Below are 13,003 nucleotides of genomic sequence, written 5' to 3'. Positions count from 1 at the left end.
AATTATCCGAATTCGGCGGCAAGGCGGCGCCCGAAGAGGAGAAAATGACCATGACCGGCAAAATCACCGCGCTTGATCTCGATTCAGGGGAACTGAGCGAACCGACAAAGGCCTATTTCGCCAAATGCGAGGAGAAGCTCGGCCTGGTTCCGAACGTGCTCAAGGCCTACGCCTTCGACGACAAGAAGCTGCGCGCCTTCACCGACATGTACAACGATCTGATGCTGGGTGATTCGGGCCTGTCGAACCTGGAGCGCGAGATGATCGCGGTCGCGGTCTCCTCGATCAACCATTGCTATTACTGCCTGACCGCGCATGGCGCGGCGGTGCGCCAGTTGTCCGGGGACCCTGCGCTCGGAGAAATGATGGTGATGAATTTCCGCGCCGCCGCTCTGTCGCCGAGGCAGGCCGCCATGCTCGAATTCGCGGTCAAGCTGACCGAGGAGCCCGCCAAGATCGTCGAGGCCGACCGGGTCGCGCTTCGGAAGGCCGGCTTCAGCGACCGCGACATCTGGGACATCGCCTCGACTTCAGCCTTCTTCAACATGTCGAACCGCGTGGCTGCTGCGATCGACATGCGGCCGAACGACGAATACCACGCCATGGCACGGTGAGGCTCCAACCTCGCCTTACATTAGGCATTCCTCATTCTCGTTGCTTGTTTGCCGGTTTGGTCCGATGATCGGCAGGCGGCATGACCGCATGCCGGTTCGATGCCGCTCATCAAGGGAGGAGAACATGGCGAAGTTTCTCTATGTCTATCACGGCTCCGGAAAGATGCCGACGAGCGAAGCCGAGCGAAAGGCGATGACTGACGCCTGGACAGGCTGGTTTGGAAAGCTTGGTTCGGCTGTTGTCGACCCGGGCAATCCGGTCGGCATGTCGAAGACCGTCATGCCCGGCGGCAAGATAGAGAACAACGGCGGCAGCAACCCAACCGGCGGCTACTCGATCATCGAGGCCAGGGATATCGACGATGCCGCCGAGAAGGCCAAGGGCTGCCCGATGCTGGCCATGCCGAACTGCAACGTCGAGATCGCACCCATCATCAATATGATGGGCTGACGCCTCGCCTCAGGACCGCGCAGCGATCGCCGCGGCGGCGCCGGCCATCGTCGTGGCGCTGATCCGGTTGGCGATCTTCATGGCGCGCTTGCTTTTCAGGAGCTTGCGCGCCTGAGAGGCGGCAAGCACCCAGGCGAGATCGATCGCGATCAGCACCACCGCCATGGTCGCCGTCAGCTCGACCCAGCCGACAATGCTGACCGAAGCCAGGTCGATGATGGTCGGCAGCAGCGCCAGGTAGAACATCATGATCTTGGGGTTGCCGAGCGTTACCGCCATGCCCGCGAAAAACAGCTTCGCCGGCGAATCTTCGCGCGGCATCTCGCCCTCTTTCGCGTCGACAGGCGCCGTCCACATCTTCCAGGCAAGGTAAGCGAGATAGGCGACACCGGCCCATTTCACCACGACAAAAGCGAAGTGGAAGGTCTGTGCCACCACGGCCAGCCCGAACACCGCCAGCGACAGCCAGATGCCCTCGCCGATCCACATGGCGAGCAGGAACGGGAACACGTCGCGAAAGCCCTTCGAGATGACGCGCGCCACGAGTGCGGCGATCGACGGGCCGGGTGAGCCGGCGGCAACGAACAAGGCGGCGGCGAAAATCAGCAGCGAGGTGAGGTGCATGGCGGAGCCTTCCAGCGTTGGAGGGTGAAAGATATCCGATCGGTGGTGGTTTGGCACCCTGCCACCCATCGTGAGATTCGCCCTCAAGAGACGTCGGCGCCGCCCCTCATCTGGCTGCCGCCATCTTCTCCCCGTTCACGGGGAGAAATGCCCGGCAGGGCAATGAGAGGCAGCGCTGACGTCCGCAGCAACTGATTGACTCCTGTCATGCATCAGTTGCTCTGCCGGCCGCCGAAGCCCTTGCCCATCCGCCGCCTTGTCGCTAGAAGACCCGCCGCGAAAACAATTTCGAGCTTCACTTTGCCTCAGTAATCGCCGGTCTCGCCAACTCCCCTGATCACACCTGCAGGGCGCCGCATCAGCGGTGTCTGCTCATTTTCATGTGTTCCTCAGGCGGCGGTTCGAGACCGGTTTGGCACTGCTGAACCGCTGTCGCGTGCTTGTCGCCCGTGACACCTGACTTCCGACCATAGCTAGCTCTCGCCACGCCGTGCCCGCATGGGCATCTCGACATTGCCAGCCTGAAGAACTTCCGCACTGGAAGGTTTTTCGGCTTGTCTCAACATCTTGTCATTCACTGGGCGATCACGCCTGCAATCGCCCCTCAACCCCTGATCAACTGCAATCGCTGCGGCGGTGTGAAGGCCTATCGCTGCAGCGGCAAATTCCGCGTCAACGCCAACGGCAAGCGCATCGATGTCTGGCTGATCTATCGCTGCGTCGATTGCGACAATTCCTGGAATTTCGGCATTTTCGAGCGCTGCAATCGCCGCGACATCGAACCCGCGCTGCTGCAGGCACTCGAAAGCAACGACCTGGGGCTTGCGCGGCGCCATGCCTTCGATGTCGTCGCCCTGCGCAACCAGGTTGGGCGTGTCGAGGAGTTTGCCGATGTTTCGGTGCGCAAGCGGTTGCTCGGCGGTACCAGGGAAAGCGCGGCGACCCTGGAACTGCGGCTCGGGCTGGAAATGCCGATATCGCTCCGGCTCGATCGTCTGCTTGCCAATGAACTCGGCATCTCGCGCTCGAAACTTCAGGCGCTGGAGGAGCGGCGTCTGCTGGTCGTCGATCCGGACGGAGCCAAAGCCTTGCGCAAGCCGGCCCGCCAGGGAATGACGATCCGCCTCGACCTGACCGGCGAGCCGGACCACGAAGCGATCATCAGGGCGGCCGGCGGATGAACGAGAGAGGGGCGGAGCACGTGATGCTCCGCCCCTCTCAGAAATCGTCCGAAGAAGAAATTACGCCGCGCCGACCGCCTTGGCCGACTTCTCGAAACGCTTGCGTTCGTTCGGATCGAGATAGAGCTTGCGCAGGCGGATGGTCTTCGGCGTCACCTCGACCAGTTCGTCGTCCTGGATCCAGGCCAGCGCGCGTTCCAGCGTCATGCGGATCGGCGGGGTGAGCTTGACCGCCTCATCCTTGCCGGCGGCGCGGATGTTGGTCAGCTTCTTGCCCTTCAGCACGTTCACTTCGAGGTCGTTGTCGCGGGAATGGATGCCGATGATCATGCCCTGATAGACCTTGACCCCCGGGTCGATGACCATCGGGCCGCGGTCTTCCAGGTTCCACATGGCGTAGGCGACCGATTCGCCCTGCTCGTTGGAGATCAGCACGCCGTTGGTGCGGCCCGGCAGTTCGCCCTTGTAGGGCTCGTAGGCATGGAAAAGCCGGTTCATCACGGCGGTGCCGCGCGTATCGGTCAACAGTTCCGACTGGTAGCCGATCAGACCGCGCGTCGGCGCGTGGAACACGATGCGCTGGCGATTGCCGCCGGACGGGCGCAACTCGACCATCTCGGCCTTGCGCTCCGACATCTTCTGAACGACGACGCCGGCATGCTCCTCGTCGACGTCGATGACGACTTCCTCGACCGGCTCCAGCAATTCGCCGTTCTCGCCCTTCTGCATGACGACGCGCGGACGCGACACGGCGATCTCGAAGCCTTCGCGGCGCATGGTCTCGATCAGCACGGCGAGCTGCAATTCGCCACGGCCGGAGACGAAGAACGAATCCTTGTCGGGCGATTCCTCGATCTTGAGCGCGACATTGCCTTCGGCCTCGCGCAGCAGGCGGTCGCGGATGACGCGGCTGGTCACCTTGTCGCCTTCGGTGCCGGCGAGCGGGCTGTCATTGACGAGGAACGACATGGTCACGGTCGGCGGATCGATCGGCTGCGCATGCAGCGCCTCGCTCACCGCCAGGTCGCAGAACGTGTCGGCGACGGTACCCTTCGACAGGCCGGCGATGGCGACGATGTCGCCCGCCTGGGCTTCGTCGATCGGCTGGCGCTCAAGGCCGCGGAAAGCCAGGATCTTCGAGATGCGGCCGGTTTCGATCTGGGTGCCGTCATGGTGCAGCACCTTGACCGCCTGGTTGGCCTTCAGCGTGCCGGATTCAATGCGGCCGGTGATGATGCGGCCGAGGAAGGGGTTGGCTTCCAGGATGGTGCCGATCATGCGGAACGGGCCGGGATGAACGGTCGGCGCCGGCACATGCTTGACGATGAGGTCGAACAGCGGCGCCAGCTGCTGGTCCTTCGGGCCTTCCGGATTTTCCGAAACCCAGCCGTCACGGCCCGAACCATAGAGGATCGGGAAGTCGAGCTGCTCGTCGGTGGCGTCGAGCGCGGCGAAGAGGTCGAACACCTCGTTGACCACCTCGACATGACGCGCGTCCGGGCGGTCGATCTTGTTGATGACGACGATCGGCTTCAGCCCGACCTTCAGTGCCTTGCCGACGACGAACTTGGTCTGCGGCATCGGGCCCTCGGCGGCGTCGACCAGCACGATGGCCGAATCCACCATCGACAGGATGCGCTCGACCTCGCCGCCGAAATCGGCGTGGCCGGGGGTGTCGACGATGTTGATGCGGGTGTCCTTCCAGTCGACCGAGGTCGCCTTGGCCAGGATGGTGATGCCGCGTTCCTTTTCGAGGTCGTTGGAATCCATGGCGCGCTCGGCGACGCGCTGATTGTCGCGGAAGGAACCGGACTGCTTCAAAAGCTGGTCGACCAGGGTTGTCTTTCCATGGTCGACGTGCGCGATAATCGCGATATTACGGAGTTTCATGTTCTGGTCTCGGGAGCGTTGCAGGCAGCAGGCCAAAGGCGCCGCCTCTTTCGGTTGCGCGGCTCATACAGGGTTTTTCGCATTTGCGAAAGAGGACGCGCGACACCAAATACTCATCAAATCTTAAGCATCTGCGTGTGAGATGATTTTGTTAACCAAGGCGGGAACCTTTTCAGGACCCGGACAGTTCGACCATCATGACCGATAAACTCAATCGTTTTTGGCCGCTCATCGCATCCGCGGCCTTTGCCATGCTGCTGGCGGCCAATGCCGCGCAGTCGGCCGCGACGCTGAAGGAGGCACGGCCGGCCCTGCCGTCCAATGCGCCGGCCGAACAGGTCTTCGCCGACGCACCCGATGGCGTCGATCCGGTGGTGACCGGCCCGGTCACCGCCGCCTTCAAGCAGCGCCAAGCCGCCGCCAACTGCGACAGCGCGGTGTGGCCGAACATTCCGATGGTCTGCTACCCGGATTAGGATCCCATCACGGAACTAGCGGGGTCGAAGCTGCCAATCTCCCTCGTTGAGGGGGAGATGGCCGGCAGGCCAGAGGTGGTCGGTTCGACCGGGCTCAACTCATTCTCGCAGGCGCAGGACGTCAGCGCTTCACGCGAGGTCCCCCTCTGTCGCCCTTCGGCGACATCTCCCCCTCGATGGGGGAGATCACAAGGCCTCACCACGTCAAGCGGCTTGCGGTTCCGGGTCGAACGCTGGCCGGCTGGTGTTGATCAGCAGCGAGATACAGGCCGCCGCGATGGCCGTCATGCCTGCGATGAGGAAGGCCAGCTCGTAATTGCCCTGCAGCTCGCGCATGGTGCCGCCAAAGGCGGCCGCGGCCGCGGCGCCAACCTGGTGTCCGGCAACGATCCAGCCGAACACGATCGGGCCGCTGCGGTCGCCGAACGCCTCGTTGGCGAGCCGCAGTGTCGGCGGCACGGTTGCGATCCAATCGAGGCCGTAGAGCACGGCGAAAATGATCAGGCTGGTGGCCGAGAAGCCGGAATAGGGCAGGTAGATCAGCGACAGGCCACGGATGGCATAGTAGACACCGAGCAGCTTGCGCGGGTCGAAGCGGTCGGTGAGCCAGCCCGACAGCGTCGTGCCGATCAGGTCGAAAATGCCCATCATCGACAACAGGCCGGCGGCCTGCACCTCGCCGATGCCCATATCACCGCAGAAGGCGATCAGATGCGTTCCGACCAGCCCGTTGGTGGTGAAGCCGCAGACGAAGAAGGTGGCGAACAGGTACCAGAACACCCTTGTGCCGGCGGCGCGGCGCAGCGTGTTCAGCGTATGCGCCAGGAAATTGCCTTGCGATGCGGGCGAGACTGGCGGCACGTCATCGGCCTCGGCGCCATAGCGAACCATGCCGATCGAGGCCGGGCGCTCCGGCACCAGCAGCCAGACCAGCGGCAGAAGACAGGCGGTGGCGATCGCGACCGCGATGGCGACCGGCTTCCAGCCTCCCGATTGCGCCAGCGAGGCAAGCAGCGGCAGGAACACCAGCAGGCCGGTGGCACTTGAGGCCGACATCAAGCCCATGACCAGGCCGCGATTGGTCTTGAACCAGCGGTTGACGATGGTGGCGCCGAGCACGCTGGCGACAGCGCCGGAGCCGATACCCGAGAAGACGCCCCAGGTGATGAACAGATGCCAGGGCTCGGTCATCAGCAGGCTGAGCGCCGTCGAGCCCGACATCACCACCAGCGACGCGATCAGCGTGCGGCGCATCCCGATCCGCTCCATCAGCGCGGCGGCGAACGGACCGGTCAGGCCATAGAGCAGGATGCCGACGCCGGCGGCCAGCGAGATAACGTCGCGCCGCCAGCCAAAACTGTTTTCCAGCGGCAGCATCATGACGGCGGGCGCGGACCGCAGGCCGGCCGCGATCAGCAGGCAGAGGAAGATGACACCGACCACGACGAAAGCGTAGCGCTGGCCAAATGGACGGGATTGGGCTATCATGTTACTGACCGGTACGTTGCTAGAAGGGAGCATGTATACGTACCGATCGGTAACACTGTCAATCGAGTCCCATGATGCCAACCGACAAAAATATTGAACTGACCATCAGCGACGGTCATGCACCGGCGCCGCCGAAGGCCGCCAAGAAGATCCTCGACGTGGCATATGACCTGTTCTACCGGCGCGGCATCAGGGCGATCGGCGTCGACGAGATCGTCAGGCGCGCCGGCGTCACCAAGCCCAGCCTCTATCGCAGTTTCCCGTCCAAGGACGAATTGGCCGCTTCCTATCTCAGGCGGTACGACCTCGAGTTCTGGGGGCGTTTCGACGAGGCGGTCAACGCCCATCCGGGCGATCCGCGGGCGCAGATCCGCGCCTTCCTGACCCGCATCGGCAAACGCACGCAGATGCCGGAATATCGCGGCTGCGGCATGACCAATGCGGCGGTCGAATATCCCGAGCGCGGCCATCCGGCGCGCGTGGTGAGTGAAGACAACAAGCAGGAACTGCGCCGCCGCCTGCGCGCCATGGCCGCGGCGATGGGCGCCGGCGACGCCGATACGCTGGGCGACGGGCTGCTGCTCTTGATCGAGGGCGCCTATATCAGCGGCCAGCTGTTCGGGCTCGGCGGCCCCGCGCAGTCGGTTACCCGCAACGCCGATCTGCTGATCGAAGCGAGCTTGAACAAATAGCGATTGCCGGTACGCTGCTCCGGCCCGAACCGGAGGTGTCCGTCATGCGTGCCGTTCTGATCCCGCTTGCCCTCGCCGGTCTCTGCCAGGCAGCCCATGCCGGCGACATTTCCAGCGCCTACACCGACCTCGACTGGAAGAAGGACTGCGTGACTTACGCGCAGGCTGGTGAAGGCGATGGCGACTGGGCCGATCTCGCCTGCTCCGGCTACCGCGGCTATCCCGTGCTGATCGCCTATGACGACGCCCGCGAATCGCTGTTTTACGGTTTTCCGCCGGGCGGCGACATGACGTCCGCCTGGGAGAGTTTTTCAGGCTTCAATTCATCCGGAGCCAAGGTCGAATGGCGCATCGAAACCAATGGCGACAAGGCCGTGCCCTTCGCGGTCATCCACCGCCGCACGATCAGCAATGGCGAGGACGAGAACAAGTCGATCGAGGTGCTGCTCGTCGCCAAGGTCGGCCAGATGGATGCGCGGGAAAGCTGCGCGGTCGGCCTTGTCCTGGCCACCGGTAACCCGCAAGCCAACGATCAGGCGCGAAAACTCGCCGACGAGAAGGCGCGCACCTTTGCCTGCGGCAAGGACCGGCACACCGCCATTGGCAATGTGCCTGCCTTTGGGCGGGTCGATAACTGAGGACGTTGGACGTTCGCTGAAGCACCGCGCCTTCGTCATCCACGGGCGAAGCAAGGAGCGAAGCGACGCGGCGCAGACCCGAGGATCCATGCCGCGACCTCAACAACAGCCGCAACGATGCAGAATTTTGCACCGCCGAGCCCTTTGGCCAGCGTCACGGCATGGATACTAGGGTCTCCGCGACGCCGCTTCGCGGCTGCTCCGCCCTAGTATGACGAAGCTGAGGGGCTTCGTCACAAGAGTCAGCAGAATCCCAGTGTCGCCTACTTGCTCTTCTTCGCCCGTTCGATCGCCTCGACGATCATCTTCTTGGCATATTTGGAATCGTGCCAGCCTTCGATCTTGACCCATTTGCCGGGCTCGAGATCCTTGTAGTGCTCGAAGAAGTGCTGCACCTGCTGGCGCGTGATGTCGGGCAGATGCGTGTACTCGGTGACGTTCTCGTAGCGCAGTGTCAGCTTCGGCGACGGCACGGCGATGACCTTTTCGTCCTGGCCGGCATTGTCTTCCATCACCAGCACGCCGATCGGCCTGACATTGATGACGCAGCCCGGTACCAGCGCGCGGGTGTTACAGACCAGCACGTCGATCGGATCGCCGTCACCCGACAGCGTGTGCGGCACGAAGCCGTAATTGCCGGGGTAGCGCATCGAGGTGTGCAGGAAGCGGTCGACGAACAATGTGCCGGCCTCCTTGTCCATCTCATACTTGATCGGCTCGCCGCCGATCGGCACTTCGATGATGACGTTGATGTCCTCAGGCGGATTCTTTCCGATGGCTATGGCTTCAATGCGCATGGCTTTGTCCCTCTCTCGATTGGGAGGAGATAGCGGGCGGCGCGGAATGGTGCAATGCGGCGAATGGTGCTCACGACGGTCAGGCGGGACGCGCCGGCATCCGGCACGTTCAATCATCGGCACAAGATGTTTCAGCGCCGTGATTTGGCGTGGGATACGAACCGCGCACCGGCTTGGCTTGCCGCAATCGCCCCTGGGCGGTCACTCCCAGACGAAAGCGACCTTCTTCAACGCCTTCTGCTCGAAGATTTCGACACCCTCGGCGATATCGCGGCCGCCGGCTCCGGCATAGAAAGCCAACGCGTTCTGGTTATCTTCCAGCGCCCACACCACCATGCCTTTCAGGCCATGGTCGGCAAGACGCGCCCTGGCTGCCGCGAACAGGCGACGGCCGAGACCGATGCCCTGATATTCCGGGCGCAGGTACAACTCGTAGATTTCGCCTTGCTGCTTGAGCTCCCGCGCGCGGTTCTTGCCGATCGTCGCGTAGCCGGCGATCGTACCGCCGATTTCGACCACCAGAACGGTGGCGGCGCGACGAATCGCATTCGCCCACCAGTCGGCGCCGCGGCGGTTGATCATCGATGTCAGCGTGCGGTGTGGAATAATGCCGGAATAGGCGCCGCGCCAGGCTTCCAGATGCACCTCGGCGATGGCGCCTGCATCGCGCGGGTCGGCTTTCCGGATGTCGATCGTCAGCGTATTCATGATTTGTTAACCATAAACCCGCATCGCCCGATTGCAAGAGTCCGGGCGGCCCGTCGATCGCTTTCTCACAACCGATGCCGACACCGCTGCCGTCGGGCAACGCCCGTCCGCAAACAGGCCGGATCGGCAAGGTGGCGCTTGCAGGCAGGCTTTTCAGATTTCGACCAGATGGTCGTCCAGCTCGTTGGTATCGCCCGGGGTGACCGGGAAATGTTCGGCCAGCACCGCCCCCACCTGCTCGATCGCCTTGACGAAACCGTCGGCAAGCCGGTCGTCGCCGGCGTGCGCCGTGAGGTCGCGCACCACCCCGTCCCAGACATGCTGGCCGACCTTGGCGTCGATACCCGAATCGGCGACCACCTCGGCATAGCGCTCGGCGATCGAGACGAAGATCAGCACGCCGGTGCGCGCCGCGGTGCGATGGACGTTGCGGGCAAGGAACTGCTTGATCGCATTGGCGTGCGCCGCCTGATAGCGCAGCCGCCGTGGCACCATGTGGATGCGCAGGCCGGGCAACCCCCACAACAGGGCCAGCACGCAGGCCAGCGCCAAGAGCTGGGCGATGACGAAATGCGGCAGGCGGATGGTGAGCCACCATGCCTCCAGCCCGTAGGCCACGGCAAGGCTGACGACCAGCATGCCAAGCGTCGCCATCAGGGCGGCGGGGGCGAAATAGCCGTCGCTGGCATGCGCCACGACGCAGTAGATCTCGCCATCGGTCTTGGCCTCGGCGGCGCGGATCGCATCGGCGATGCGCTCATGATCCTGCGGGCTGATCGGTCGTGTTGCCATTGTCTCACCAGCTTCCTGAAGAACCGCCACCACCGGACGAGCCACCGCCGCCCGAAAACCCGCCGCCGCTGCTCGACCCGGACGACCAGCCACTGCTGGAGCTTCCCGACGACCAGCCGCCGCCCGACGATCCCGTTGTCCAGCCGCTGGAGCCCGACGACGATCCGCTTGACCCCCGGCCGTAACGAAACGTCATACCCAGCCATCTATACACGCCCGGCGACAGTTTCGTGCCGAACATCGGCGGCAGGAATGCCATCGCCAGGCCGCCGAAGAACATCGTCGCCCACAGGATCAGGAACACCGCGACGATGGGATCGATGGAGGTGCTGCTGTCGGCGGGATTGCGCTTACCGCGCGCTTCCAGCTCCTCCGGATTGCCTTCCAGCACCATGACCATGTCGTCCACGGCCTTGGAGATGCCACCCGAGAAGTCGCCGGCGCGGAACGCCGGCACCATGTCGTTTTCGATGATCAGCTTGGTGTGCAGGTCGGTCAGCGTGCCTTCCAGCCCGTAGCCGACCTCGATGCGCATCTTGTGATCGTTCGGCGCGACCAGCAGCAGGACGCCGTTGTTCTCCTTGGCCTGGCCGAGCTTCCAGAAGCGGAAGAGCCGGTTGGCGTAAGGTTCGATCTCCTCGCCGTCCAGGCTTGGAATGGTGGCGACGACGATCTGGTCGGAACCCTTTGTCTCGAAGTCGGCGAGTTTTTGCGTCAGCGCCGCCTTGGTCGAGGCATCGATGATGCCGGCATTGTCGACAACGCGGCCCGTGAGCGCCGGCAGTTCGGCGGCGAAAACCGCGAAGCAGGACAGCAGCAACGCCAGAGCCGTCAGGACAGCGTGGATCGCCGGACTAATGAAACCAGGCCTCGGCGTGCTGACGGTGTGTGTCGTCATGCCGTCACCAGCTTCCCGAGGAGCCACCACCGCCGGACGAACCGCCGCCGCCGGAAAAGCCGCCACCGCCGCCACCCGAAGACCAGCCGCCGCCTGAGCTCCCCGAGGACCAGCCGCCCCCGGATGAGGAACGCCGTCCGGGCTCGAAGGTCATGCCAAGCCAGCGATAGCGGCCTGGCCCGAGCTTCTGGCCAAAGATCGGCGGCAGGATGGAGGCGGCGATACTGCCGAAGAAGATGATCGCCCAGATGCTGATGAAGATGGCGAAGAACAGGTCGTCGGAATTGAACGGCGCCTCCTGGTTGCGCTTGCCGCGCGCTTCCAGCTCCTCCGGATTGCCTTCCAGCACCATGACCATGTCGTCCACGGCCTTGGAGATGCCACCCGAGAAGTCGCCGGCGCGGAACGCCGGCACCATGTCGTTTTCGATGATCAGCTTGGTGTGCAGGTCGGTCAGCGTGCCTTCCAGCCCGTAGCCGACCTCGATGCGCATCTTGCGATCGTTCGGCGCGACCAGCAGCAGGACGCCGTTGTTCTCCTTGGCCTGGCCGAGCTTCCAGAAGCGGAAGAGCCGGTTGGCGTAGGGTTCGATCTCCTCGCCGTCGAGGCTGGGAATGGTTGCGACGACGATCTGGTCGGAACCCTTTGTCTCGAAGTCGGCGAGTTTTTGCGTCAGCGCCGCCTTGGTCGAGGCATCGATGATGCCCGCATTGTCGACGACGCGGCCCGTGAGCGCCGGCAGATCCGCTGCGAAGGCGGCTAGGGGGAGAAAAAGGAGGCTGGCAAGAAGGCCAAGAAGGGTGAGGTAAGCGCGAGGCACCCCCCTCTGTCCTGCCGGACATCTCCCCCTCAAGGGGGGAGATGGGCGACTTCGCTGCCGGCTCTCACTTTGAGAGGTCAAAAATTGGCGAGGGCCTTGACCACGGCTAATCTCCCCCCTTGAGGGGGAGATGTCCGGCAGGACAGAGGGGGGTGTTTGCACGCCAGCGGTCCGTCTTGTGGCAAAGAGACGCTCAGCCGATTTCGCGAAATTACCCGCCCTGCTTCGTGCCGAAATCGACCTTCGGCGGCTGCATCTTGTCTTCGTCGACGGTGAAATTGGCGAAGGGCTCGTTGCCGCGGAACCAGAAGGTGGCCCAGAGCACGGACGGGAAGGTCTTCAGCGTCAGATTATAGTCCCTGACCGCCTGGATGTAGTCGCGCCGCGCCACCGCGATGCGGTTTTCCGTCCCTTCGAGCTGTGCCTGCAGCGCCAGGAAATTCTGGTTGGCCTTGAGGTCGGGGTAGGCTTCCGACACCGCGATCAGCCGCGACAGCGCGCTGGTCAGCCCTGCCTGGGCATCCTGGAATTTCTTGAGCGCCTCGGGATCCTTCAGCGTTTCCGGCGTCACCGTAATCTGCGTCGCCTTGGCGCGGGCCTCTACGACAGCGTCGAGCGTGTCTTTTTCATGCGAGGCATAGCCTTTGACCGTCTCGACCAGATTGGGGATGAGATCGGCGCGGCGCTGGTACTGGTTCAGCACCTCGCTCCAAGCCGCCTTGGCATTCTCCTCCGCCGTCGGGATCGTGTTGTAGCCGCAGCCGGCAAGCAGCGGCAGCACGATTGCCATCATCAGGAAGGCGGGCAGCGTGCGGAATGTCGATGGTCGGGCAAGGCGCTGGGCAAGCATGATGGGGTCCCTCGGTAGAAGTTGCATGCGAAGCATTACCACAATCAGCGCGCAAGAAAACGGCCTCGACCTCCTGAGCCGGCC

Annotated in this window: 15 protein-coding genes; 6 read left to right on the top strand and 9 right to left on the bottom strand. The window is 63.6% G+C overall.

Annotated elements, in window-relative coordinates:
• Positions 1–50 precede the first annotated feature (50 nt).
• Together AC07UC_RS06640 and AC07UC_RS06635 are read left to right on the top strand one after the other, a co-directional pair.
• On the top strand, positions 51–614 hold the full coding sequence (locus AC07UC_RS06640; protein ID WP_494904750.1) for a peroxidase-related enzyme: 564 nt from the start codon (positions 51–53) through the stop codon (positions 612–614).
• A gap of 124 nt (positions 615–738) precedes the next feature.
• Positions 739–1,065: a YciI family protein gene (locus AC07UC_RS06635; protein ID WP_056575027.1), complete on the top strand. Its 327-nt coding sequence runs from the start codon at positions 739–741 to the stop codon at positions 1,063–1,065.
• Between the two features lie 9 nt (positions 1,066–1,074).
• On the opposite strand, the gene AC07UC_RS06630 is transcribed toward AC07UC_RS06635, so the two are convergent.
• Complete coding sequence (locus AC07UC_RS06630; RefSeq protein WP_202325462.1) at positions 1,075–1,689, bottom strand: LysE family translocator; 615 nt, start codon at positions 1,687–1,689, stop codon at positions 1,075–1,077.
• 554 nt (positions 1,690–2,243) lie between these two features.
• Between AC07UC_RS06630 and AC07UC_RS06625 the strand changes: the two genes are divergently transcribed.
• Entirely contained in the window at positions 2,244–2,870 is a 627-nt protein-coding gene (locus AC07UC_RS06625; protein WP_494904749.1) for a DUF1062 domain-containing protein, read from the top strand.
• 60 nt (positions 2,871–2,930) lie between these two features.
• Here AC07UC_RS06625 and typA read toward each other — a convergent pair whose 3' ends face one another.
• Positions 2,931–4,760, bottom strand: coding sequence for a translational GTPase TypA (gene typA / locus AC07UC_RS06620; RefSeq protein ID WP_140775959.1), 1,830 nt, complete (start codon positions 4,758–4,760; stop codon positions 2,931–2,933).
• Positions 4,761–4,957: 197 nt separating this feature from the next.
• Between typA and AC07UC_RS06615 the strand changes: the two genes are divergently transcribed.
• A complete protein-coding gene (locus AC07UC_RS06615) occupies positions 4,958–5,236 on the top strand; it encodes a hypothetical protein (protein WP_202325459.1) in 279 nt (92 codons plus the stop codon).
• Between the two features lie 204 nt (positions 5,237–5,440).
• Here the strand turns inward: AC07UC_RS06615 and AC07UC_RS06610 are convergent, their stop codons facing one another.
• Positions 5,441–6,724, bottom strand: a complete 1,284-nt coding sequence (locus tag AC07UC_RS06610) for an MFS transporter (RefSeq protein WP_181180122.1) — start codon at positions 6,722–6,724, stop codon at positions 5,441–5,443.
• A gap of 74 nt (positions 6,725–6,798) precedes the next feature.
• Here AC07UC_RS06610 and AC07UC_RS06605 point away from each other — a divergent pair, with 74 nt between their 5' ends.
• Positions 6,799–7,416: a TetR/AcrR family transcriptional regulator gene (locus AC07UC_RS06605; RefSeq protein WP_494904746.1), complete on the top strand. Its 618-nt coding sequence runs from the start codon at positions 6,799–6,801 to the stop codon at positions 7,414–7,416.
• Between the two features lie 44 nt (positions 7,417–7,460).
• Complete coding sequence (locus AC07UC_RS06600; protein WP_140775963.1) at positions 7,461–8,054, top strand: hypothetical protein; 594 nt, start codon at positions 7,461–7,463, stop codon at positions 8,052–8,054.
• A 263-nt stretch (positions 8,055–8,317) separates the two neighbouring features.
• Here AC07UC_RS06600 and ppa read toward each other — a convergent pair whose 3' ends face one another.
• From ppa to AC07UC_RS06570, 6 genes are all read right to left on the bottom strand, one after another.
• Positions 8,318–8,851, bottom strand: coding sequence for an inorganic diphosphatase (ppa, locus tag AC07UC_RS06595; protein ID WP_056575002.1), 534 nt, complete (start codon positions 8,849–8,851; stop codon positions 8,318–8,320).
• Positions 8,852–9,052: 201 nt separating this feature from the next.
• A complete protein-coding gene (locus tag AC07UC_RS06590; protein WP_140775964.1) occupies positions 9,053–9,559 on the bottom strand; it encodes a GNAT family N-acetyltransferase in 507 nt (168 codons plus the stop codon).
• A gap of 153 nt (positions 9,560–9,712) precedes the next feature.
• A complete protein-coding gene (locus AC07UC_RS06585; protein ID WP_494904743.1) occupies positions 9,713–10,351 on the bottom strand; it encodes a TPM domain-containing protein in 639 nt (212 codons plus the stop codon).
• A 4-nt stretch (positions 10,352–10,355) separates the two neighbouring features.
• Entirely contained in the window at positions 10,356–11,249 is an 894-nt protein-coding gene (locus AC07UC_RS06580; protein ID WP_494904741.1) for a TPM domain-containing protein, read from the bottom strand.
• A gap of 4 nt (positions 11,250–11,253) precedes the next feature.
• Positions 11,254–12,069: a TPM domain-containing protein gene (locus tag AC07UC_RS06575; protein ID WP_202325454.1), complete on the bottom strand. Its 816-nt coding sequence runs from the start codon at positions 12,067–12,069 to the stop codon at positions 11,254–11,256.
• 211 nt (positions 12,070–12,280) lie between these two features.
• On the bottom strand, positions 12,281–12,919 hold the full coding sequence (locus tag AC07UC_RS06570; protein WP_027053113.1) for a LemA family protein: 639 nt from the start codon (positions 12,917–12,919) through the stop codon (positions 12,281–12,283).
• Positions 12,920–13,003 lie beyond the last annotated feature (84 nt).

The organism is Mesorhizobium sp. GW821-FHT04C10 (assembly GCF_059420305.1).
The sequence above is the reverse complement of the archived record's forward strand: the minus strand, read 5'-3'. Positions and strand labels throughout refer to the sequence as shown.